The organism is Streptomyces sclerotialus (genome assembly GCF_040907265.1).
Taxonomy (GTDB): domain Bacteria; phylum Actinomycetota; class Actinomycetes; order Streptomycetales; family Streptomycetaceae; genus Streptomyces; species Streptomyces sclerotialus.
In genome coordinates this window covers 6,207,993-6,229,372 of record NZ_JBFOHP010000002.1, presented here as the reverse complement: position 1 = coordinate 6,229,372, position 21,380 = coordinate 6,207,993, and the positions used below count along the sequence as shown (strand labels likewise).

Genomic DNA, 21,380 nt, shown 5'->3' with positions numbered 1-21,380 from the left:
CGGCCGCGTTCGCCGGCCGCTCCGCCCGGCCCGTCCGCCGGGCACCTCACCGCCCCAGCGACAACCGCTGTTTGGGGCCGTCCGTACGCCCGGTCGGCGGGGTGCGGCTGCCCGCCCGGTACGGAGCCGGCCACGGCGCGGCACGGCCGGAATACCCCTGTTCCGCGGCCGCGTGCAGGGTCCAGTGCGGGTCGTAGAGGTGCGGCCGGGCCAGCGCGCACAGGTCGGCGCGTCCCGCGAGGACGAGCGAATTGACGTCGTCCCAGGACGAGATCGCCCCGACGGCGATCACCGGAATTCCCACCACGTTGCGGATGCGATCAGCGAACGGCGTCTGGTACGAGCGTCCGAACGCGGGCTGCTCGTCCGCCACGACCTGTCCCGTGGAGACATCGACGGCGTCGGCCCCGTGCACGGCGAAGGCCCGCGCGATCTCCACCGCGTCCTCGGCGGTGGTGCCGCCCGCCGCCCAGTCGGTGGCGGAGATCCGTACCGTCATGGGCCGTCCGTCCGGCCAGACGGCCCGGACCGCGTCGAAGACCTCCAGCGGGAAGCGCAGCCGCCCGTCGAGGTCACCGCCGTAGGCGTCGGTGCGCAGGTTGGTGAGCGGCGAGAGGAAGCCGGACAGCAGATAGCCGTGCGCGCAGTGCAGTTCGAGCAGGTCGAACCCGGCGCGCGCGGCACGCTCGGCGGCGCGTACGAAGTCCTCCCGTACGCCGGCCAGCTCGTCGGCCGTGAGCGCGTGCGGCACCTGGTTGACGCCCGCGCGGTACGGAAGCGCCGAGGCGGCCACCAGCGGCCAGTTGCCCTCCGGGAGCGGCTGGTCGATGCCCTCCCACATCAGCCGGGTGGAGCCCTTGCGGCCCGAGTGGCCGAGCTGGACGCCGATCGCGGCACTGGGCGCACTGGTGTGCACGAAGTCGGTGACCCGGCGCCACGCTGCCTCGTGCTCCGGCGCGTACAAGCCCGTGCACGCGGGCGTAATGCGCCCCTCGGGACTGACGCAGACCATCTCCGTCATCACCAGTCCCGCGCCGCCGAGGGCCCGGGCGCCGAGGTGGACGAGGTGGAAATCGCCCGGCGTGCCGTCGGGCCCCGCGCTGTACATGTCCATCGGAGAGACGACGACGCGGTTGCGCAGGGTGAGACCGGCAAGCGTGAAGGGCGTGAACATCGGCGGAGTACCCGGCTCCACACCGGCCTCCGCCTCGACCGCGGCGACGAAGCCGGGATCACGCAGCCTGAGGTTGTCGTGGGTGACCCGGCGGCTGCGGGTGAGGAGGTTGAAGGCGAAGCGGTGCGGCGGCTGGTCGGTGTACTGCGCGAGGTTCTCGAACCACTCCAGGCTGGCGCGGGCCGCGCGCTGGGTGGACTCGACGACGGGCCGCCGCTCGGCCTCGTACGCGGCGAGCGCACCGGGCAGCGTGGAATGCTCCTCGAGACAGGCGGCGAGCGCGAGGGCGTCCTCGACGGCGAGCTTGGTGCCGGACCCGATGGAGAAGTGGGCGGTGTGCGCGGCATCGCCGAGCAGCACGACGTTGCCGTGCGACCAGCGGGCGTTGGTGACCGTACGGAAGGCGGTCCAGGCCGAGTTGTTCGAGCGCAGCGGGCGGCCGCCCAGCGCGTCCGCGAAGATCTTGGCGCACTGCTCGACGGACTGCTCGACGGGGCAGGCGTCCCAGCCGGCCCGCCGCCAGACGTCCTCGTGCGCCTCGACGATGACGGTGCTCGACCGCTCCCCGTACGGGTAACCGTGCAGTTGCAGCACCCCGTACGCCGTCTCCGCGATGTCGAAGCGGAAGGCGCCGAAGGCGAGGTCGGCGGAGAGCCAGATGTAGCGGCAGCGGTGGGTGACCAGCTGCGGGCGGAAGACGTCGGCGTGCGCATCACGGGTCGCGCTGTGCACGCCGTCGGCGGCGATCACCAGGTCGTGGTCGCGGGCGAGGACCCTGGCGGGCGGCGCCTCGGTACGGAAGCGCAGCCGTACCCCGAGCTCGCGGCAGCGGTCGTGCAGCAGCTGGAGGAGACGGCGGCGCCCGATGGCGGCGAAGCCGTGGCCGCCGGAGGTGAGGGTGTGGCCGCGGTGCACGATGTCGATGTCGTCCCAGCGCACGTACTCGCGGCGCAGCGCTTCGTGGACGACCGGGTCGGCCTGCTCGATGCCGCCCAGCGTCTCGTCCGAGAGGACCACGCCGAAGCCGAAGGTGTCGTCGGGCGCGTTGCGCTCCCAGACGGTGACCTCGCGGGCCGGGTCCAGCCGCTTGAGCAGGACCGCCGCGTACAGACCGCCGGGCCCGCCCCCGACGACCGCGATCCGGCCGCCGGGCAGCGCCCCTGTCTCCGGGCTCATTTCCCCTGCCACTTCGGGCTGCGCTTGGCGGTGAACGCGGCGTGGAACTCCGCGTAGTCCGCGCTGTTCATCAGCAGCGCCTGGGTCGCCGCGTCCATCTCGACGGCCGCCGCGAGCGGCATGTCCAGCTCGGCGGTGAGCAGCGCCTTGGTCTGGGCGTGGGCGAGCGCCGGCCCGGCCGCGAGCCGGCGGGCGAGCGCGGCGGCGGCCTCGTGGGCCTTGCCCTCCTCGGCCAGTTCGCTGATCAGCCCGATGCGCTCGGCCTCGGGGGCGCGTACGGCCTCGCCCAGCATCAGCAGCCGGGTGGCGTGCCCGAGACCGACCACGCGGGGCAGCAGGTACGCCGCGCCCATGTCGCCGCCGGACAGTCCGACCTTGGTGAAGAGGAAGGCGAAGCGCGCCGAGGGGTCGGCGACGCGGAAGTCCGCGGCGAGCGCGAGGACGGCCCCGGCCCCGGCGGCCACCCCGTGCACGGCCGCGACCACCGGGAACGGGCACTCCCGCAGCGCCCGTACGACCTGCCCGGTCATGCGGTTGAAGTCCAGCAGCTGCCCGGTGTCCATCTCCAGCGTGGCGCCGATGATCTCCTCGACGTCGCCGCCGGAGCAGAAGCCGCGGCCCTCGCCGCCGAGGACCAGGGCGCGTACGGCACGCTCGCGGGAGAGTTCGGCGAGCAGGTCACGGAGGTCGGCGTAGGCGCCGAAGGTGAGGGAGTTCAGGGTGTCGGGGCGGGCGAGGGTGACGGTGGCGACACCGTCCTCCCTGGTCACGCGGAGGTGTTCCCATGCATCGGTGGTGCGCGCTGAACCTGTGAACGGACTCATGGGCGTCGTGCCCCCTTCGGCCGGAGGGCTGGTGCCTGCCCGGCGAAGTTATCACGCTGATGTGACCGCCGTCACGAGTACGCGATAAGACAGCTGGCGTGAGGAGGCCCGGGGACGCTCCGCGTCACCACGGTCGGTAACAGGCCGTTTGCGGCGGAGATTCGTACCGTTATAGGAGGACATGCCGCCCTCGGACCGCCCCCATCCACCCCGATCTGCCCCGTACCGTCCCCGTGAACGGAAGCGCACCTTGCCGGAGCCAGCCGCCCCGTCGTCCTGGCGGATCACGCTGCCGCACACCACAGCCGCGGTGCCGATCGCGCGTGCCCTGATCCGCAAGGCCTTCGCCGACATGCGGGTACCGGCGGACAGCGACACGGCCGAGCTGCTCACCGCCGAGCTGGTGGCCAACGCGGTCGAGCACACCGCGGGCGACAAGCCGATCGAGCTGGTCGTCGAGGTCCTGCCGAGCGGTCATCAGCACGTGGAGGTGCACGACAACGATCCGGCGCCGGTCGAGGGGCTGGGCGACGACGCCTTCCCGGAGACGGACCTGCTGGACGAGGGCGGCCGGGGCCTGCTGCTGATCCGCACCCTCAGCGCGGACTCCGGCTACCGGCCGACCGAGCAGGGCAAGGTGGTGTGGTTCCGGCTGCCGGCGGAGCCGCCGGCTTGAGGTGGGGGTTATCCACAGGGGGGCGAGGGGGCGGGTCGGGGGCGGTACGGTCGGGGGGTGCGGTGGAGGTGGGGGAGGGGCCTGCCGCCGGTGGTTGGGGAGAGGGAGGGGCCCTGCCAGGGAAATTCACCCCTTCGGCGTCACTCAGCCCACCGATTCCACCCCAGCCCCCCCAAGCCGCGAATGCCGCCGCCCGTACAGCGCGTACACCAGCGCGCCGACCACCAGGAAGGCGGCGAACTGCAGCCAGGTGGCCGGGCCCGTGCCGTAGATCAGGTACAGGCAGAACGCGATGCCCAGCAGCGGGCTGACCGGAAAGAGCGGCACCCGGAAGCGGCGCGGCAGGTCGGGCCGGGTGCGGCGCAGCCGCATGACGCAGACGTTGACCACGGCCATGACCGCGAGGGTCCCGATGGTGGTCAGATTCATGACCACGTCCAGCGGCACCACGGCGGCCGGGATCGCGAAGACGACGGCGACGATCCAGGTGCCCTGGACCGGCGTCGACGTCTTCGGCGAGATCCGTTCGAAGACCCGCGGGATCAGCCCGTCCCGGGACATCGACATCAGGATGCGGGTCTGGCCGTACATCACCGCGAGGACGACGGACGCGATCGCCACCACCGCGCCGAAGGCGATGATCCCGCCGCCCAGCGCGGACCCGGTGACCCGGTCGACGATCAGGGAGAGCGCGGCGGGCTTGTCGGCCACGTCGTCGGCGGAGAGCGCGCCGATCGCGGCGAGGGCGACCAGGCAGTACAGCACGGTGACCACGCCGATGCAGATCAGGATCGCGGCGGGCACGTTCCGCCGCGGATTCCTGACCTCCTCGCCCGCCGTGGTGACCGCGTCGAAGCCGATGTACGAGAAGAACGCGACGGAGGCGCCGGACGTGACGCCTGCGACACCCTGCGCGGCGAACGGCGACAGATTGCCGTCCTGGAACGCGGTGAACGCGATCGCGCAGAACAGGACCAGCACGCCGATCTTCAGGACGGCCATCGCCGCGGTGGCCCGGGCGCTCTCCCGGATGCCGCGTACCAGGAGCGTGGCAGCGAGCAGCATCACGACGACGGCCGGGACGTTGACGATGCCGCCGTCACCGGGCGGCGCGGACAGCGCGGCGGGCAGCTGCCAGCCGACCAGGCTGTCCAGCAGCTCGTTCAGGTACTGGCCCCAGCCCACCGAGACCGCCGAGACCGACACGCCGTACTCCAGGAGCAGGCACCAGCCGACGAGGAAGGCGGTGCGCTCGCCGAGCGTGGCGTACGCATAGGAGTACGAGCTGCCGGAGACCGGGATCGCGCCGCCCAGCTCCGCGAAGGAGAAGGCGGTGAAGACGCAGGTGATCGCGGCGAGCACGAACGAGACGACGACGGCCGGGCCGGCCTCGGCGACGGTGTCGGACAGCCCGACGAAGATGCCGGTGCCGACGATCGCCCCCACCCCGAAGCAGACCAGCTGGAAGAGGCCCATGGTGCGCTTGAGGCCATGGCCTTCGAGGTCCGTGCCGGATTCGGCGACGAGCAGGTCAGGGGACTTGATGCGCAGTCCGGACACGGACATGGGGTGGTTCTCTTCCTGGTGGTGCGAGGTGCCCGGTGCGGGTGAGCGGACACGAGAAGGGGACGGGCCGGTGGGCCCGTCCCCCGAGGTTCGATTGCGATGGTAACCGAATCGGTGCATGATCGCCCATTAGGGCGTATTTGTATGCGACCCATGCGATCCCTGCGGCCGGCCGCGACCGGGCCGCGGAGGTCAGCGGAGGTCAGCGGCCCAGCGTGGCCACCATGACCGCCTTGATCGTGTGCATGCGGTTCTCCGCCTCGTCGAAGACCACGGAGTGCTCCGACTCGAAGACCTCGTCCGTGACCTCCAGCGACTCCAGGCCGTGCTGGGCGTAGATCTCCCGGCCCACCGCCGTGCCGAGGTCGTGGAAGGCCGGCAGGCAGTGCAGGAACTTCACGTCCTCCTTGCCCGTGGCGCGCAGTACGTCCATCGTCACGGCGTACGGGCTGAGCAGCGCGATCCGCTCGTCCCAGACCTCCTTCGGCTCGCCCATCGACACCCAGATGTCGGTGGCGACGAAGTCCGCGCCGCGCACGCCTTCGGTGACGTCCTCGGTCAGGGTGACCCGGGCGCCGCTCCGCTCCGCCAGCTTCCGGGCGCTCGCGATCACCGACTCCTCGGGCCAGAGCTTCTTCGGCGCGACGATGCGTACGTCCATGCCGAGCAGGGCGCCGGTGACCAGGTAGGAGTTGCCCATGTTGTAGCGGGCGTCACCGAGGTACGCGAAGGCCAGCCCGGACAGCTCCCGGCCGGGGCTGTGCTCGATCATGGTGAGTACGTCGGCGAGCATCTGGGTGGGGTGCCACTCGTCGGTGAGGCCGTTGTAGACGGGCACGCCGGCGTGGGCCGCCAGCTCCTCGACGTTCTCCTGCGCGCTGCCCCGGTACTCGATCGCGTCGAACATCCGGCCGAGCACGCGGGCCGTGTCCTTCACCGACTCCTTGTGCCCGATCTGCGAGCCGGAGGGGTCCAGGTACGTCGTGCGGGCGCCCTGGTCGGCGGCCGCGACCTCGAAGGAGCAGCGTGTACGGGTGGAGGTCTTCTCGAAGATCAGGGCGATGTTGCGGCCCTTCAGCCGCTGCTCCTCGGTACCCGCACGCTTGGCGGCCTTCAGCTCCGCGGCGAGGTCGATCAGGCTGCGGAACTCCTCGGCGGTGAAGTCCAGCTCCTTGAGGAAGTGGCGGCCCGTGAGGTTGATCGCCATGGCAGGCTCCTAGGTCGCGGCGAACGGGAACGGTCGAATGATGGAATCATATACGACTAACCGTATGTCTATACGAAGGGTACCTCCGGACACCCGTCCCAGGGCGGCGGCGGCCCCTGGGCCGGGACTGCCGCCGCCCACCCGGCCCCGCCGCTCACCCGGCCCCCGCACCTCCCGGCCCGCCGCTCACCCGATCCCCTCCACCCGGCCCCGGCCGCTCACCCGATCCCGTCACGCTCCACCGGGCAGCTCATGCAGCGCGGTCCACCGCGCCCCCGCCCCAGTTCGCTCCCCGGGATCGTGATGACCTCGATGCCGCGCTTGCGCAGAAACGTATTGGTCGTGACGTTCCGCTCGTACGCCACGACCACCCCGGGCTCCACCGCCAGCACGTTGCAGCCGTCGTCCCACTGCTCGCGCTCCGCGGCATGCACGTCCTGCGTCGCGGTCAGCACCCGCACACCGTCCAGGCCGAGCGCCGCCGCGATCGCCCGGTGCATGTGCTCCGGCGGATGGTCGGTGACCTTCAGCTCCTGCTCGTTCGCGCCCGGCTCGATCGTGTACGAGCGCAGCATCCCCAGGCCCGCGTACTGGGTGAACGTATCGCCGTCCACCATCGTCATCACCGTGTCCAGATGCATGAAGGCCCGTCGTTTGGGCATGTCCAGCGCCACGATCGTCTGCGCCGAACCGGCCGCGAACAGCCCGCGTGCCAGCATCTCCACCGCCTGCGGCGTGGTCCGCTCGCTCATCCCGATCAGCACGGCGCCGTTGCCGATCACCAGTACGTCGCCGCCCTCGATGGTCGACGGGTACGCCGCCTGGCCCTCGGACCACACATGGAACCGTTCGTGCGTGAACAGCGGATGGTGCCGGTAGATCGCCTCGTAGTGGACCGTCTCGCGCTGCCGGGCCGGCCACCGCATCGCGTTCACCGACACCCCGTCGTACACCCACGCCGAGGTGTCCCGCGTGAAGAGATGGTTCGGCAGCGGCGGCAGCAGGAAGTCGTCCAGGTCCATCACATGGAAGCGCACCGAGGTCGGCTCGGGCGTGCGCTCCAGGAACTCCCGCTTCGTCATCCCCCCGATCAGCGCCTCCACCAGCTCCGCGAGCGGCAGCTCGGCGAACGCCGCGCGGATGTGATCGGTCGCCAGCGGCCCGTACTCCTTCTCGTCGAAGACCCGGTCCAGCACCAGCTCCCGCGCCTCGGGGACCCGCAGGCTCTCCGCCAGCAGGTCCCCGAACAGGTGCACCTCGACGCCGCGGTCGCGCAGGGTGTCGGCGAAGGCGTCGTGCTCGGCCCGCGCGCGGCGTACCCACAGCACGTCGTCGAAGAGCAACGCGTCCTTGTTGGACGGGGTGAGCCGCTTCAGCTCCAGGTCGGGACGGTGCAGGATGACCCGGCGGAGATGACCGACCTCTGAGTCGACATGGAATCCCATCCCCCCATCCTGGCCGGATTCGACGATGATCACTCGGCTTACACCGAGCCGGGTGCGGCGCGGTCCGCTCCGCGGCGCTTCCCGCACCCCACATTCACCACCGGGGTACGGGCGGGGACGCGCGAGCCGCCTGCTCGCACAGCCCCGCCCGCCCGGCGCAAGGGCTTCCCCGGCCGACGGGTCGTACCACCCCAGCCGGCTCCTGCCTCACTGGCCCTTACCGCAGCTGGCTCTGGACCTGCGAGGAAATGATCTCCAGGTGGTCGAGGTCGTCGAGGTCCAGCATCTGGAGGTAGATCCGGGAGGCACCCGCCTCCGCGTACCGGCCGATCTTGTCGACCACCTCGGCCGGCGAACCCGCCAGACCGTTGGCCTTCAGCTCCTCCACCTCGCGCCCGATCACCGCGGCACGGCGCGCCACCTCGGCGTCGTCCTTGCCCACGCAGGCGACCAACGCGTTGGAGTACACCAGGTCGTCGCCCTTACGGCCCACCTCCTCGGCCGCGGCCCGCACCCGCCCGAACTGCCGCCGGGTGTCGTCCAGCGAGGCGAACGGGATGTTGAACTCGTCGGCGTACCGGGCGGCCAGCCGCGGGGTGCGCGTCGCGCCGTGCCCGCCGATCAGCACCGGCACCTTCGTCTGCGCGGGCTTGGGCAGCGCCGGGGACTTCTCCAGCTGGTAGTACGTCCCGTCGTACGAGAACTCCTCGCCGACCGGCGTGCCCCACAGTCCGGTGACGATCGCCAGCTGCTCCTCCAGCCGACCGAACTTCTCCTTGGGGAACGGGATGCCGTACGCCTTGTGCTCCTCCTCGAACCAGCCCGCGCCCAGGCCGAGCTCGACCCGGCCGCCGGACATCTGGTCCACCTGCGCGACCTGGATCGCGAGCACGCCGGGCAGCCGGAACGTACCGGCGGTCATCAGCGTGCCGAGCCGGATGCGCCTGGTCTCACGGGCGAGCCCGGCGAGGGTGATCCAGGCGTCGGTGGGGCCGGGCAGCCCGTCCACCGCGCCCATCCGCAGGTAATGGTCCGACCGGAAGAACGCGTCGAAGCCGAGGTCCTCGGTGGCCTTGGCGACGGTGAGGAGGGTGTCGTAGCTGGCGCCTTGCTGGGGCTCGGTGAAGATTCGCAGATCCATGCCTCCCATCTTCCCCCGCCCCCTCCCCCCACCCCCGCACCACCACCCCTTCACCCCGCCCGGTCCCCCACCGTTCCCCCGGGAGCCCGAACTCGTCGTACGGCAGACGACGGAGTCGCAGCGCTCGGCGTCGCGGGTCAGGCCGGGTCGTGGTCGTGGAGGCGGTCCCGGACCAGGAGTTGCTTGAGGATCGCGGCGGCGCGGTCCCGGGACTCGTCGGCCGCGTCCATCGCCTCCACACACGTCCAGTACAGTCCGTCCTCCTCCGCCGCGCAGACGACGCCCACCAGCGCTTCGCACACCTCGGCCAGCAGTCCGCACAGGTCGGTCAACGCGACCTTGTGATCCTGGACTTCGGACAGCTGGGCCGCCCTGGGGCCGTAGGATCTCGGTACCGGACACAGCACTGCTGCGCCCGACCGGCCTCCCGCCTCGCCCAGCCTTCGCGCTTTGGCCCGCACCTCGAACGGTCCGGATATCGCCAGGAGACTGCCGACCGCCTCCGCCAAGGCCTGCGCCTGCCACGCCTCTATGACGATGTCCTGGACCGTCCGCGCCTGGGCCAGACCGTGCCGACTGGCCGCGATGATCCGCACCGCATCCATGCACGACCCCTTCCCTTGCCCCTCGTCCACTGCCTTGCGCACACCTTCCACTACCCAGAGTGAACTGAAACCGCCGAAAGCGCTAGAGTAATTCGCAAATCTGTGGACAACTAAGGCGAGTTTGCGAGATCCATCACTCCGGAGAGTGACGATCGGGTCGATTCGCGGGGAATCGTTCCTCATTGCGCTCGATCTTCGCGGCCAGCGCGGCCGCCGCGTCGATGCCCAGTACGCCGCAGAACTGGAGCAGGTACGCCAGCACATCGGCCACTTCGTCCTCGACGCGGGCGGCGGATTCCGGATCGGTCATGATCTTGGCGGACTGCTCAGGGGTCAGCCACTGGAAAATCTCGACCAGTTCGGACGCCTCGACGCTGAGCGCCGCGGCGAGGTTCTTGGGGGTGTGGTACTGCTGCCAGTCGCGGGCCGCCGCGAAATCGGCCAGCCTGCGCTGCAGGGTCCGAAGATCTTCACTCATGCTCCCAGGTGTAGCACCTTGATTCCGGGCAGCCGCGCGGCGGCCGAGGCATCCGTCACCGTCCCCAGCAGCCGGACGTGTCCGCGCGCCGCCATCCGTACGGCCAGCTCGAACAGCGCTGCCGACTGCCGCCGGTCCAGGCAGCGGTCCAGTCCGTCCGCCACCACGGTCAGCACCTGACGGGCCGGCAGCACCTCGGCCACCGGGTCGACGGCGAGCACGCCGGGGCCGGTCAGCAGTACCAGCGCCAGCGCGAGGTAGCGCAGTTCGCCGTCGCCCAGCCGGTCCACCGGCATCGCCCCGAGCCCACCGCCCCGCTCCAGCACGGCCCGCACCGCCGCCGCGTCGCCGCGACGCACTTCGTCCCGCTGTACCTCGTCGTGCCGTACGCCGGTGTCCGTCCCCACGTCCGTCCGTACGCCGGTCCGTACGTCAGCCCGTACGTCCGTCACCGGGCCCGAGCAGCCGGCACGCACCGCGTCGACGAGCGCCGCGTGACGGGTGGCGCACTCCCGGCTCGTGCGCTCCAGTACGGCGGCGAGGTTGCCGCAGTCCGGGCGCAGCCGGGCCGCCTCCGCGTGCTGCTGCTGCGGCGGCCGGCCCGCAGGGCCTGACGCACCACCGGAACCCGCCTCGGCGTTGCTGCCGGGACTCGCCGCAGCAGCCGCCCCCGCACCGGCCCCCGCCCCCGTCCGCCCCGTTCGGCCCACGCCCCGTGTGCAGGCCCGTACGGCCTCGGGCCGTGGGTCGCAGGGGAAGGAGGAGCGCAGGGCGATCAGGGTCTGTTCGGCGGCGGCCAGGACGAGGCGCTGGCCCGCTGTCGTGCCCGCGACGCGCAGCGGCAGCAGTGCGGTGCCCAGCCGGTCGTCGGGGAGCGGCGCGCGGGTGACCGGCACGGGGCCGGCGGTGTGCCACGCGGCCTGGACGGTGCGGCGGCCGGGGTCGGTGAGGGCTGTGGTGAACAGGGTGCGGCCGCTGCCGGTGAGCCGTTCGCCGGCGAACCGCAGCTCGGGCTCGGTCTGTACGGCGACGTCGAGGCGCACCGGGCCGGCCGGCCCGTCGACGGTGCAGCCGATGCGGAAGCCGCGTCTGCCCTGCTCGTCCGGCGCCGCGCGGTCCGGTACGCAGGCCGCAGCACCGCCCGGTACGGCGCCGAGCGCGCGGTCCAGCGGGTCGCCGGCGCCGAGCCGGACGAGCAGGCCGTACGCCTGGAGGGCGCTGGACTTGCCGCTGCCGCTGGGGCCGGCGAAGAGGGTGAGCGGGCCGAGCGGGTAGGTGGCGCCGCGGTGGGACTTGAAGGCGGAGAGCCGGAGTTCGGTGATGAGGGGGCGCGGGGGCGGTACGGTCGCCTCGGTGTCCGGTGCGGCGAGGCCGGGCCGGTCGGCTCTCACCGGCACGGGCGGGCTCGGGTCCGCCGTGCGGGTCGTGGTGTCCTCGTCGGTGCCGTCGGTGCGGCTCCAGGGGTCCATGGCAGGAACGCTAGAGAGCCGGCGTGCGAAGAACCGTTACGCCGGAAAGCCCTTCCTACGAACGGGGGACGCGGGCGCGGCGCCTACGGGTGCGGCCCGCGCCCTTCGGGAGTGGCCCGTCGTCGCACATCAGGGCGCGGTTCGGCGCCCGCGCACCTGCCGGCGCGCCCCCGCGCTCACTGGTGCGGGACCGTTCCCGCGCGCGGCTCGTCGACCTCGGTGCCCACCGGGGCGAGCAGGAAGACGTTGGTGTCGACGCGGTGCATGCCGCTGCCGATGCCGAAGACGACGCCGCTGGAGAAGTCGAGGATGCGCTTGGCCACGTCGGTGTCGGCGCTGCTCAGGTCGAGCAGGACGGGCACCTGGGCCATGAGGTGTTCGGCGACCTCGCGGGCGTCCGCGAAGGTCTGGACGCGGATCACGATGAACCGCCGGGAGGCCTCGCCCGGCTCGTCGTCCGGGAGGGCCCGGTGGTCGGGCCACGAGGGCCACTCGCGGCCACCTCGCAGCGGGACGACCTCAGCGAGGCCCTCCCACTGTTCGTCGGTGGCGTCGGGGCGGGTCACCGGATCACCTCGCTCGCAAGGGCGCTGGGCATCTGCGATATCTGCATCGAGCAATTCTAGGGATATACATACAAAACTGACCGCGCGTGACACGCGTTCGGCGTCATCCGCTGCCCCCATCCTGCACCATGACGCCTGGCCAGCGCATACTCTGCGACATTTGTCCGACCTTCCCCGGACGTACGGACCAGGCGTACGGATCAGGTGTACGGACCGGGCGTACGGACCAGTCGAAAGGATCCATCCTGAACTCCCCCTTCGCGGAGGCGCTCTCCGCGGTTCTGCTCGTCGTCGTGCTCGTGTGTGCGGTGGTACGGCCGTTCCGGCTGCCGGAGGCGGCCGTCGCGGTGCCGGCCGCGGCTGTCGTCGTCGCGGCGGGGGCGATCCCGCTGGACCACGCGCGTGAGGAGGCCGCGCGGCTCGGCCCGGTGATCGGCTTCCTGGCGGCGGTGCTGGTGCTGGCGCGGCTGTGCGCCGACGAAGGGCTCTTCGAGGCGTGCGGCGCCTGGATGGCCCGCGCGGCCGCCGGCCGGCCCCGGAAGCTGCTGGCCGCGGTGTTCGTTCTCGCCTCGGCGATCACTGCCGTACTGAGCCTGGACGCCACCGTCGTGCTGCTGACCCCGGTCGTCCTCGCGACGGCCGCCCGGCTGGGCGCCCGTGCGCGGCCGCACGTCTACGCCTGCGCGCACCTGTCGAACACCGCCTCGTTGCTGCTGCCGGTCTCCAACCTGACCAATCTGCTCGCGTTCACGGCGAGCGGGCTGAGCTTCACGCGGTTCGCCGCGCTCATGGTGCTGCCGTGGCTGGTCGCCATCGGTACCGAATACCTGGTGTTCCGCCGGTACTTCGCCGCCGACCTCGATGCGAAGTCGCCGTCGGCGAGTGCTGCGGAGGCGCCGGAGGTGCCGATGTTCGCGCTGGTCACCGTGGTCTGCACGCTGGCGGGTTTCGTCGTCGCCTCCGCGTTCGGCATCGAGCCGGCATGGGCGGCGGCCGCCGGCGCGCTGGTGCTCGCGGTGCGTACGCTCAGCCGCCGCCGGACGACCGTCCGTGCGCTGCTGGGCTCGGTCTCGCTGCCGTTCCTCGCCTTCGTCCTGGCGCTGGGCATCGTGGTGCGCGCGGTGGTCGACAACGGGCTCGCCGACGCGCTCGGCCGTCTGGTCCCGGACGGTACGTCGCTGCCGGCGCTGCTCGGCGCCGCGGCGCTGGCGGCCGTACTGGCCAATGTGATCAACAACCTGCCGGCCGTCCTCGTCCTGGTCCCGCTGGCCGCGCCGGCCGGTCCGGGTGCGGTGCTCGCGGTCCTGCTCGGTGTCAACATCGGTCCGAATCTGACCTATGCCGGTTCCCTGGCCACGCTCCTGTGGCGGCGCATCCTGCACACGCACGACACCGATGTGATGCTGAAGGACTTCACCCGGCTCGGGCTGATCACGGTGCCCGCCACGCTGTCCCTGGCGGTGGTGGCGCTCTGGGGGGCGCTGCGGGTGCTCGGCGGCGGCTGACGGCGGGCGGAGCGACGGGCCGGACCGCCGACGAGGGGACCGGGGCGGTGCGCGGCGTGTGCCCTGCGCGGGCGCGAAGCGCAGGTCGCGTGCCGGGTATGTGCCCGTCCGCCGCAGGGTATGGACAGGCTGTTGTCATGGACGCTTAATGTGACTCGCCATCAGCGCGCCGGGGCGCCGGGCGCTGCCCTGCTGTCCGAGGAGTCCGATGAGATCGAGACCGCGTCTCGCCACCGGTGTCATAGCCACGGCGGCGGCCGCACTGGTCGCCGCCGTCCTGCCCGCGACCGCCACCGCCCGGCCCGCTCCCGACCGCGCCGAGGCCGTGCGCAGCGCCGACTCCGCGCTCGCCGCGCACGCCACCCAGCTCGCCGTCACCGCCGCCCAGAAGACCTCCGTACGCGATGTCGTCATCGACCCCGACGGCAGCCGGCACGTCCGCTACGACCGGTCCTTCGGCGGACTGCCCGTGCTCGGCGGCGACCTGGTGGTCCACCTCGCCCCCGACGGCACGTACCGCGGCGCCTCCCGCGCCACCCGCAGCGACCTCGCCGTCCCCACCGTCGAGCCCGCGGTCAGCGCGACGAAGGCGGCGGGGCTGGGCACCGCCGCGCTGCGTACCGCGCACCGCGGCACCACGCTGCGCAAGGTCGCCGCCAAGCCGCTGCTGGTCATCGACGCGCTGCACGGCGCTCCGCAGCTCGCCTGGCGGACCACGGCGGCCGGGCAGGACGCGAAGGGCAACCCCGAGGCACACGTCGTGCTCACCAACGCCCTCACCGGCAAGGAGATCGACTCCTGGGACCGGCTGAACACCGTGGCGGGGGACGGGAAGTCGCTGTACGGCGGGACCGTGCCGCTGGAGACCAGCAGGTCCGGCGACACGTATCAGCTCAAGGACGCCACCCGCGGCGGCACCTACACCGGCGACGCGCGGAACAGGACCGACTCCTGCATCCTCGGCATCTGCTGGGGCCGCGCCCCGGCCGACCTCTTCACCGACGCCGACAACCACTGGGGCAGCGGCACCACCGCCGACCGCGCCTCGGCCGCGGTCGACGCCCAGTACGGTACGGACACCACCTGGGACTACTTCAAGAACGTGCACGCGCGGAACGGCATCGCCGGGGACGGCAAGGGCTCCTACAACCGCGTGCACTACGGGAACGGCTACAACAACGCCTTCTGGGACGACACCTGCTTCTGCATGACCTACGGGGACGGCGACGGCAAGGTCTTCGGGCCGCTGGTCGCGCTCGACGTGGCCGGGCACGAGATGTCCCACGGCGTCACAGCGGCGACCGCGAACCTCACGTACAGCGGTGAGTCCGGCGGCCTGAACGAGGCGACGTCCGACATCTTCGGCACGCTCGTGGAGTTCTACGCGAAGAACGCGAACGACCCCGGTGACTACCTCATCGGCGAGAAGATCGTCCGGCCGGACTTCGGGCAGGCCGCGCTGCGCTACATGGACAAGCCGTCCAAGGACACCAAGTCGGCGGACTGCTGGAACTCGTCGGTGAAGAACCTGGACGTGCACCACTCGTCCGGGGTCGCCAACCACTTCGCGTACCTGCTCGCCGAGGGCAGCGGCCAGAAGGTCATCGGCGGGGTCACGCACACCTCCCCCACCTGCAACGGAAGCACCGTGCAGGGCATCGGCAAGGACAAGCTCGGCACGATCTGGTACCGGGCGCTGACGGTCTACATGACCTCCGGCACGAACTACGCCGCAGCGCGCACCGCCACGCTGAACGCGGCGCGGGACCTGTACGGCGCGGACAGCGCCGAGCGGAACGCGGTGGCCGCGGCCTGGTCGGCGGTCTCCGTCGGCTGAGCCGGTACGCCCCGCGGGGCCCGTACCGGCCGGGCGTCCCCTCCGCCCGGCCGGTACGGTTGCCGACCATGGCCGAAAGCACCCTGTGGACCCTGTCGATCGCCGCGGTCACCGGCGGTACCGCCGTGCTGGCCAGCTGGGTCACCAGCCGCGGCAGCACGCGGGCCGCCCGCATCCAGGCCGAGACCGCGGCCGACTCCCAGCGCCGCGAACGGCTCCGGGAGAGCCGCCGCACCGCCTACTTGGATCTGATCGAACAGACGCACCGGATGGGCGAGTTGTTGTGGGAGGTCTCGGACGTGCTGCGGGAGCCGGACGCCGATGGGAGCACGGCGACCCTGGAGCAGCTCCGCGAGCGGCAGGTGGCGGAGTACGCCAAGATCCGCCGCTGTGTGCGGGTCGTGGAGCTGGAGGGGCCGCTGCCGGCGGCCGCCGCGGCGCTCCGCATCCAGAAGTCGACGGGCGACTTCCACGCCGCGATCAAGCAGGCGCTGGCGGCCGGCCCGGGCGGGGCGGACTGGGCCGCCGCCGAAGCACGGTTCGACGCCGCGTACTCCCCCTTCTGGGCCGCGCTGGAGGCGTTCGTCGACACCGCGCGCGACGCCCACCAGGGGAAATAATCCCGATCCCTCAGCGGCGGTGCGCCTGCGAGGGCAGCACGCCGTAACGGGCGCGGTAGGCGGCGGCGAAGCGGCCCAGGTGCGTGAAGCCCCAGCGGCCCGCGATCTCGGTGACCGACCCGGCGGGGCCGTGGCAGGCCAGGTCGCGGTGGGCGCGCTCCAGCCGCAGCCGGCGCAGGTACGCCATCGGCGTCGTCTCCAGGTGCTGCTGGAAACCGGCCTGCAGGGAGCGGGGCGCGACCCCGGCGAGCCGGGCCAGTTCCCGCAGCGTGAAGGGGTGCGCGGGGTCGGCCTGCATGGCGTCGACGGCCCGCTTGACCGGGCGGGGGCAGGTGCGCGTCGCCGGAGAGGCCAGCTCCTCGCGGTACTGGTGCGGGGCGGCGTACAGCATCGTCGTGAGGAGCGAGTCCGCGAGTCCGGTGGCCACCGGCGGGTGTGCCAGGAGGCCGGTGGGTGCGCGCAGTTCGCCGGCGACGACCCCGGCCAGCGCGGTCAGGGTCTGCCCGCGGCCCCGGTGGGGGTCCAGGCCGCCGGGGAAGTGCAGGGGCCGTACCGAGTGTTCGAGGTGTTCCTCCAGAGCGCTCTCCACGGCCTGCCGGTCGAAGCTCAGGGCCAGTACCTCGGCCTCGGCGTCCAGTTCGCCGGTGAGGGCGCCGGTCGGTTCGAAGACCGGGACCCGGCCGTCGGTAGCCGTGGCCCGGAACACCTCGCCCCGGTGCGACTGCACCGCCTGCCCGCTGACCGGCACGTTGACGTGGTACGCGCTGCCCAGCCCCTCGCTCTTGCTGAGTACGTCGGTGCCGTAGCTGACCGTGGCGAAGGTGACCTGGCCCAGTCGTACCGCGCTCGTGGTGAAGGCGAAGTCCGCGGGGTCCGTGAGGGGGTCGAGCGCCACCGGATAGGACAGGGTGTCGGCGATCCAGGCGCGGGCCCGCTCGACGTCGGTGGTGCGGAACGCCGGCACGGGGCCGCTTCCCACCGCTGTCGTCCGCGGTGCCCTGCCGCCGCGTTCCCCGGGCATCACTGCTCCCTTCTTCGGCCGTCCGCCGTCAGCGCACGGTGAGCAGCCGACTGCGCTTGGTGTACTTACCCTACGCATAGTGGATATCGGCGGGCTTGCCCCGGGCATTGACTGTTCTGATGGAGGCTTTTCCCGCGCCGCGCCTCGCCATGGACGCGGCGGATCCGGACGGCCCGCGAGGCCCGTCAGCCGCTCCTGCGGGCCCTGAGCGCGAACGGCTGCTGACCGGGGCGCTGCTGGATCTTGCCTCGTCCGCCGACCGGGAGCCGGCCCGGCACGCCGCGGCCCTGATCGGTTACGTGGGCCTGCTGGGCGGCCGGACCGCGCCGGAAGCGGTGGCCGTGCTGGCCGGGCGGCCACCCGTCACCGCCGCCTCGGGACAGCGGGCCGAGGCGCTGGGTGAGCTGGAGGAGAAACTCGGTCAGGGCCCGGTACGGGACTGCCTGGCCGGCGCTCCCGCGGACGAGGTACCGCTGGCGGACGCGGCGGCCACCACCCGCTGGCCGCGGTTCGCCGCGCGGGCGCAGGAGCTGGGGATCCGCCGGGTCAGTGCGGTGCCGCTGACGGTGGCCGGGCCGGAGGACACGCCGGCCGCGGGCGGCCGGCTCGGGCCGGCGCTGGGCGCGCTGGTGCTCTATCACGACTCGGACGCCTCCCTGCCGCCGGAGCGCGCGGTTCCGGCGCGGGCGCTGGCCGAGGCCGCCGCGCTGCACCTGCGGCACCGCCGCACCCGGGACCAGGTCGGCCAGCTGGAACAGGCGCTGCGCAGCCGGATCGTCATCGAGCAGGCCAAGGGGATGCTCGCGGAGCGTTTCGGCGTTCCTACGGACGGGGCGTTCACGGAGCTGCGCCGGTACGCGCGTGCGCACCAGCGCAATCTCCACGACCTCGCGCGCTCGGTCGTGGACGGCTCCCCGCCCGACCCGTTCCGCAAGAAGGGCCCCAAGGAGAGGCGTTAGCGGGCGGCGTCCTCCTTCAGCAGGTCGGCGCACTTCTCGCCGATCATCATCGTGGTGATGCAGGGGTTGACGGTGACCAGGTCCGACATGACCGAGCCGTCCGCGACGCGCAGTCCCTGGATCCCCTTGACCCGGAGCCGGGCGTCCAGCGGTGCCATGGCGTCGTCGTCCGCGCCCATCTTCACCGTGCAGGCCGGGTGGTAGACGGTGTTGTGCGTCTTGGCGATGTAGTCCAGCAGCTCCTCGTCGGTCCGGACGTCCGGGCCGGGGGCCAGTTCGGCGCCCGCCCAGTCCGCGAGCGCCGGCTGTGCGGCGATCTCCCGGGCGAGGCGCAGCCCGTAGGTCATCACCCGTACGTCGTGCTCGTGGGTGAAGTAGCGGGGGTCGACCTTCGGCTTGTCGCGGAAGTCGCGGGTGCGCAGCCGGACCGTGCCGCGGGAGCGGGCGCGGGTGACGTTCGGGGTGAGGCAGAAGGCGTTCTCGGAGGTGGGGTAGCCGTGCCGGGCGGTGTTCAGGTCGAAGGGCACGGAGCCGTAGTGGAACATCAGGTCCGGGCGGTCCAGGCCCGGTTCGGTGTCGGCGAAGATGCCGATCTCCCACCATTGGTGGGAGCTGGTCACCATGGGCTGTTTCGCCTCCCACATGATGACGCCCTCGGGGTGGTCCTGGAGGTTCTCGCCGACGCCGGGTGAGTCCACGAGGACGTCCACGCCGGTGTCGCGCAGGTGGGCGGCGGGTCCGATGCCGGAGAGCATCAGCAGCTTGGGGGTGTCGATGGCGCCGCAGGAGACGATGACTTCGCGGCGGGCACGGACGGTACGGGTGTGGATCAGGTCGGGGTCGAGGTAGCTCGCGCCGGTGCAGCGGCGGCTCTCGTCGATGATCAGCTGCTTGGCGCGGACGCCGGTGCGGACCTCCAGGTTGGGGCGGCGGCCGAGGATCGGGTGGAGGTAGGCCACGGACGAGGACTGGCGGATGTTGTGCTCGTCGGAGTTGATCTGGAACCAGTTGGCGCCGCGGAGCACGGTCGTGCCGGTGTTGAACGGGGTGGTGGGGATGCCGTGCTGGGCGCAGGCCGCCAGGAGGGCGCTGCCGCAGGGGTCGGCACCCTTGATGGTGCGCAGGGTGACGGGGCCGGTGCGGCCGTGGTGGTCGCCGGGCGCGTCGTTGGACTCCAGGCGCCGGTAGAGCGGGAAGGTGTCCTTCGCGCCCCAGCCCGTACAACCGCCCGCCGCCCAGTCGTCGAGGTCCTCGGCCGGGGCCCAGAAGGCGATGCAGGAGTTGTGGGAGGAACAGCCGCCCAGCACCTTCGCTCTGGCGTGCCGCATGAAGCTGTTGCCGTTCTCCTGGGGCTCGACGGGGTAGTCCCAGTCGTAACCGGATTCCAGCAGGCCCATCCAGCGTTCCAGGCGGAGCACGTTGTCGTCGCCGACGTCGGAGGGGCCGGCCTCCAGGAGGCAGACGGTGACGGCGGGATCCTCGCTGAGCCGGGCGGCGACGACGTTGCCGGCCGTGCCGCCGCCGACGACGACGTAGTCGAACTCTTCGGCTTCACCGGACATGGGTGGGCGTCCTCTCCTCGTTGTCGGATGCGGGCTGCCGGGCGGCGTGTTCGGCGAGCACGCCCGTGCGGTGGCGCTGGACGAACCAGTAGTAGGCGAAGCCGCCGAGGGCGACGGCGCCCACGAAGAGGACGGCGCCCCAGCGCAGGTACCAGTGGTGCGGCGGGGTCGCGTTGTAGACGGCCTCGCGGGGCCAGGCGAGGTTGACGATCATGCCGATGCCCCACAGGACGGCGAGGACGTTGACCGGCAGGCCCCAGCGGCCGAGGGAGAAGCGGCCGGGGGCCGGCCGCCAGCGGCCGCGCAGCCGGGCGATCAGCATCGGCGTGGTGACCAGCAGATAGGCGCCGTAGATCATGATGATGCCGATGCTGGTGACGACGGAGAAGATCTGCGGCTGGCGGATGTTGATCAGCAGGACGCCGAGGGAGAGCGCGCCGACGAGCACGGCGGGCAGCACGGGCGTTTGAAACCGCGGGCTGACCCGGGCGAGCAGCGCGGCGGCGGGCAGGTTGTTGTCCCGCGACATGGCGAAGGCCAGCCGGATGGCGGCGGTGTGCACGGCCAGCGCGCAGACCGTCACGGCGATCAGGACGCACCACAGCATCGCCTTGCCGACGGTGTCGCCGAGCACGTCCAGCACGACGTACTGGAGGCCGTCGGTGGCCAGTCCCTCGCCGTTCAGGCTGCGCACGCTCATCAGGGCGAGCAGCAGGATCAGGCCGCCGAGGACGAAGGAGGCGAGCAGCGCGCGGAGGATGGCGCGGGGCGCGTTGCGGGAGGGGTCGAGGGACTCCTCGCCCAGCGAGGCCGCGGTGTCGAAGCCGTACATGACGTAGGCGGAGGCGAGCGAGGCGGTGAGGAAGGCGCCCAGGTAGCCGAAGCTCTGGCCGTTCCCGGCGTGGTGGGTCTCCAGGACGACGTCCGGGCCGCGCACCACGTGCACGGCGAACAGCACGATCAGCACGACGGTGGCGATCAGCTCGATGAAGACGCCCGCGGTGTTGATGCGGGCCATCAGCTTCACGCCGAAGGCGTTGACCAGGGTGGTGAAGAGGATCAGGACGCCGGCGAGCAGCACGCCGTTGGTGGCGGTGTCGTACCGGCCGCTGCCGTCCCCGACGATCTGGAAGGCGCTGGAGATCTGCGGCAGCGTGAGCTGGTACGCGAGCGCCACGGCGGAGAGCGAGACGATGGAGGCGACGAGCATCATCCAGCCGGCGAGCCAGCCGATGTGCGGGTTGCCGAGCCGTTTCGCCCAGTTGTAGACCGAGCCGGCGACGGGGTGGCGGGCCGCGAGCTCGGCGAAGGACAGCGCGATCATCAGCTGGCCCGCGAAGACCAGGGGCCAGGACCACCAGTAGGCGGGGCCGCCGTGCCCGTAGCCGAAGTAGAAGAGCTGGAAGGTGCCGGTCAGGATGGAGATGTAGCTGATCCCGGCGGCGAAGGTGTGGAAGTTGCCGAGGGTGCGTTTCAGTTCGGGCCGGTAGCCGAACTCGGCCAGCCCGGCGTCGTCCTGCGCTGATCTTTCGTCGTCGGAGAGCGGCAA

At 72.0% G+C, this 21,380-nt stretch carries 18 protein-coding genes; 5 read left to right on the top strand and 13 right to left on the bottom strand.

Annotation, left to right across the window (positions count from 1 at the left end):
- Positions 1–46 precede the first annotated feature (46 nt).
- Together AAC944_RS27520 and AAC944_RS27515 are read right to left on the bottom strand one after the other, a co-directional pair.
- Positions 47–2,350 (bottom strand): bifunctional salicylyl-CoA 5-hydroxylase/oxidoreductase, encoded by a 2,304-nt coding sequence (locus AAC944_RS27520; RefSeq protein ID WP_030622533.1) that lies wholly within the window; start codon positions 2,348–2,350, stop codon positions 47–49.
- The gene (locus AAC944_RS27515; protein ID WP_030622535.1) at positions 2,347–3,174 is read right to left on the bottom strand and encodes an enoyl-CoA hydratase family protein; all 828 of its coding nucleotides are present in this window, start codon (positions 3,172–3,174) and stop codon (positions 2,347–2,349) included. Before AAC944_RS27515 ends, AAC944_RS27520 begins: the two co-directional genes overlap by 4 nt.
- Before the next feature lie 250 nt (positions 3,175–3,424).
- Here AAC944_RS27515 and AAC944_RS27510 point away from each other — a divergent pair, with 250 nt between their 5' ends.
- Positions 3,425–3,850, top strand: coding sequence for an ATP-binding protein (locus AAC944_RS27510; protein ID WP_030622537.1), 426 nt, complete (start codon positions 3,425–3,427; stop codon positions 3,848–3,850).
- A gap of 144 nt (positions 3,851–3,994) precedes the next feature.
- On the opposite strand, the gene AAC944_RS27505 is transcribed toward AAC944_RS27510, so the two are convergent.
- The 8 genes from AAC944_RS27505 to AAC944_RS27470 all read right to left on the bottom strand — a co-directional run bounded on the left by AAC944_RS27505 (position 3,995) and on the right by AAC944_RS27470 (position 12,327).
- A complete protein-coding gene (locus tag AAC944_RS27505) occupies positions 3,995–5,416 on the bottom strand; it encodes an amino acid permease (RefSeq protein WP_030622540.1) in 1,422 nt (473 codons plus the stop codon).
- 202 nt (positions 5,417–5,618) lie between these two features.
- Positions 5,619–6,623 carry an ornithine carbamoyltransferase gene (gene argF / locus AAC944_RS27500; protein ID WP_030622542.1) on the bottom strand — a complete coding sequence of 335 codons (1,005 nt, stop codon included), beginning with the start codon at positions 6,621–6,623 and terminating at the stop codon, positions 5,619–5,621.
- 218 nt (positions 6,624–6,841) lie between these two features.
- Positions 6,842–8,068 carry an arginine deiminase gene (gene arcA / locus AAC944_RS27495; RefSeq protein ID WP_030622544.1) on the bottom strand — a complete coding sequence of 409 codons (1,227 nt, stop codon included), beginning with the start codon at positions 8,066–8,068 and terminating at the stop codon, positions 6,842–6,844.
- 217 nt (positions 8,069–8,285) lie between these two features.
- Positions 8,286–9,209, bottom strand: coding sequence for an LLM class F420-dependent oxidoreductase (locus AAC944_RS27490; RefSeq protein WP_030622546.1), 924 nt, complete (start codon positions 9,207–9,209; stop codon positions 8,286–8,288).
- 137 nt (positions 9,210–9,346) lie between these two features.
- Positions 9,347–9,814: a DUF6099 family protein gene (locus AAC944_RS27485; protein WP_030622547.1), complete on the bottom strand. Its 468-nt coding sequence runs from the start codon at positions 9,812–9,814 to the stop codon at positions 9,347–9,349.
- A gap of 133 nt (positions 9,815–9,947) precedes the next feature.
- Positions 9,948–10,292, bottom strand: a complete 345-nt coding sequence (locus AAC944_RS27480) for a nucleotide pyrophosphohydrolase (RefSeq protein WP_030622550.1) — start codon at positions 10,290–10,292, stop codon at positions 9,948–9,950.
- A complete protein-coding gene (locus AAC944_RS27475) occupies positions 10,289–11,761 on the bottom strand; it encodes an AAA family ATPase (RefSeq protein WP_368396467.1) in 1,473 nt (490 codons plus the stop codon). The genes AAC944_RS27480 and AAC944_RS27475 overlap by 4 nt, the downstream gene beginning before the upstream one ends.
- Before the next feature lie 176 nt (positions 11,762–11,937).
- Positions 11,938–12,327: a cell division protein SepF gene (locus AAC944_RS27470; protein ID WP_030622554.1), complete on the bottom strand. Its 390-nt coding sequence runs from the start codon at positions 12,325–12,327 to the stop codon at positions 11,938–11,940.
- A 245-nt stretch (positions 12,328–12,572) separates the two neighbouring features.
- Between AAC944_RS27470 and AAC944_RS27465 the strand changes: the two genes are divergently transcribed.
- From AAC944_RS27465 to AAC944_RS27455, 3 genes are all read left to right on the top strand, one after another.
- On the top strand, positions 12,573–13,832 hold the full coding sequence (locus AAC944_RS27465; protein WP_030622556.1) for an SLC13 family permease: 1,260 nt from the start codon (positions 12,573–12,575) through the stop codon (positions 13,830–13,832).
- 208 nt (positions 13,833–14,040) lie between these two features.
- The gene (locus AAC944_RS27460; protein ID WP_030622559.1) at positions 14,041–15,669 is read left to right on the top strand and encodes a M4 family metallopeptidase; all 1,629 of its coding nucleotides are present in this window, start codon (positions 14,041–14,043) and stop codon (positions 15,667–15,669) included.
- Between the two features lie 68 nt (positions 15,670–15,737).
- Entirely contained in the window at positions 15,738–16,289 is a 552-nt protein-coding gene (locus AAC944_RS27455) for a hypothetical protein (RefSeq protein WP_030622561.1), read from the top strand.
- A 10-nt stretch (positions 16,290–16,299) separates the two neighbouring features.
- Here the strand turns inward: AAC944_RS27455 and AAC944_RS27450 are convergent, their stop codons facing one another.
- The gene (locus AAC944_RS27450) at positions 16,300–17,310 is read right to left on the bottom strand and encodes an AraC family transcriptional regulator (RefSeq protein WP_063760013.1); all 1,011 of its coding nucleotides are present in this window, start codon (positions 17,308–17,310) and stop codon (positions 16,300–16,302) included.
- Positions 17,311–17,429: 119 nt separating this feature from the next.
- Here AAC944_RS27450 and AAC944_RS27445 point away from each other — a divergent pair, with 119 nt between their 5' ends.
- Positions 17,430–18,269, top strand: a complete 840-nt coding sequence (locus AAC944_RS27445) for an ANTAR domain-containing protein (RefSeq protein ID WP_196943289.1) — start codon at positions 17,430–17,432, stop codon at positions 18,267–18,269.
- Here the strand turns inward: AAC944_RS27445 and AAC944_RS27440 are convergent.
- Positions 18,266–19,831: a GMC family oxidoreductase gene (locus tag AAC944_RS27440; RefSeq protein WP_030622571.1), complete on the bottom strand. Its 1,566-nt coding sequence runs from the start codon at positions 19,829–19,831 to the stop codon at positions 18,266–18,268. The two genes, AAC944_RS27445 and AAC944_RS27440, sit on opposite strands and share 4 nt — an antisense overlap.
- On the bottom strand, positions 19,821–21,380 hold the full coding sequence (locus AAC944_RS27435) for an APC family permease (protein ID WP_030622577.1): 1,560 nt from the start codon (positions 21,378–21,380) through the stop codon (positions 19,821–19,823). Before AAC944_RS27435 ends, AAC944_RS27440 begins: the two co-directional genes overlap by 11 nt.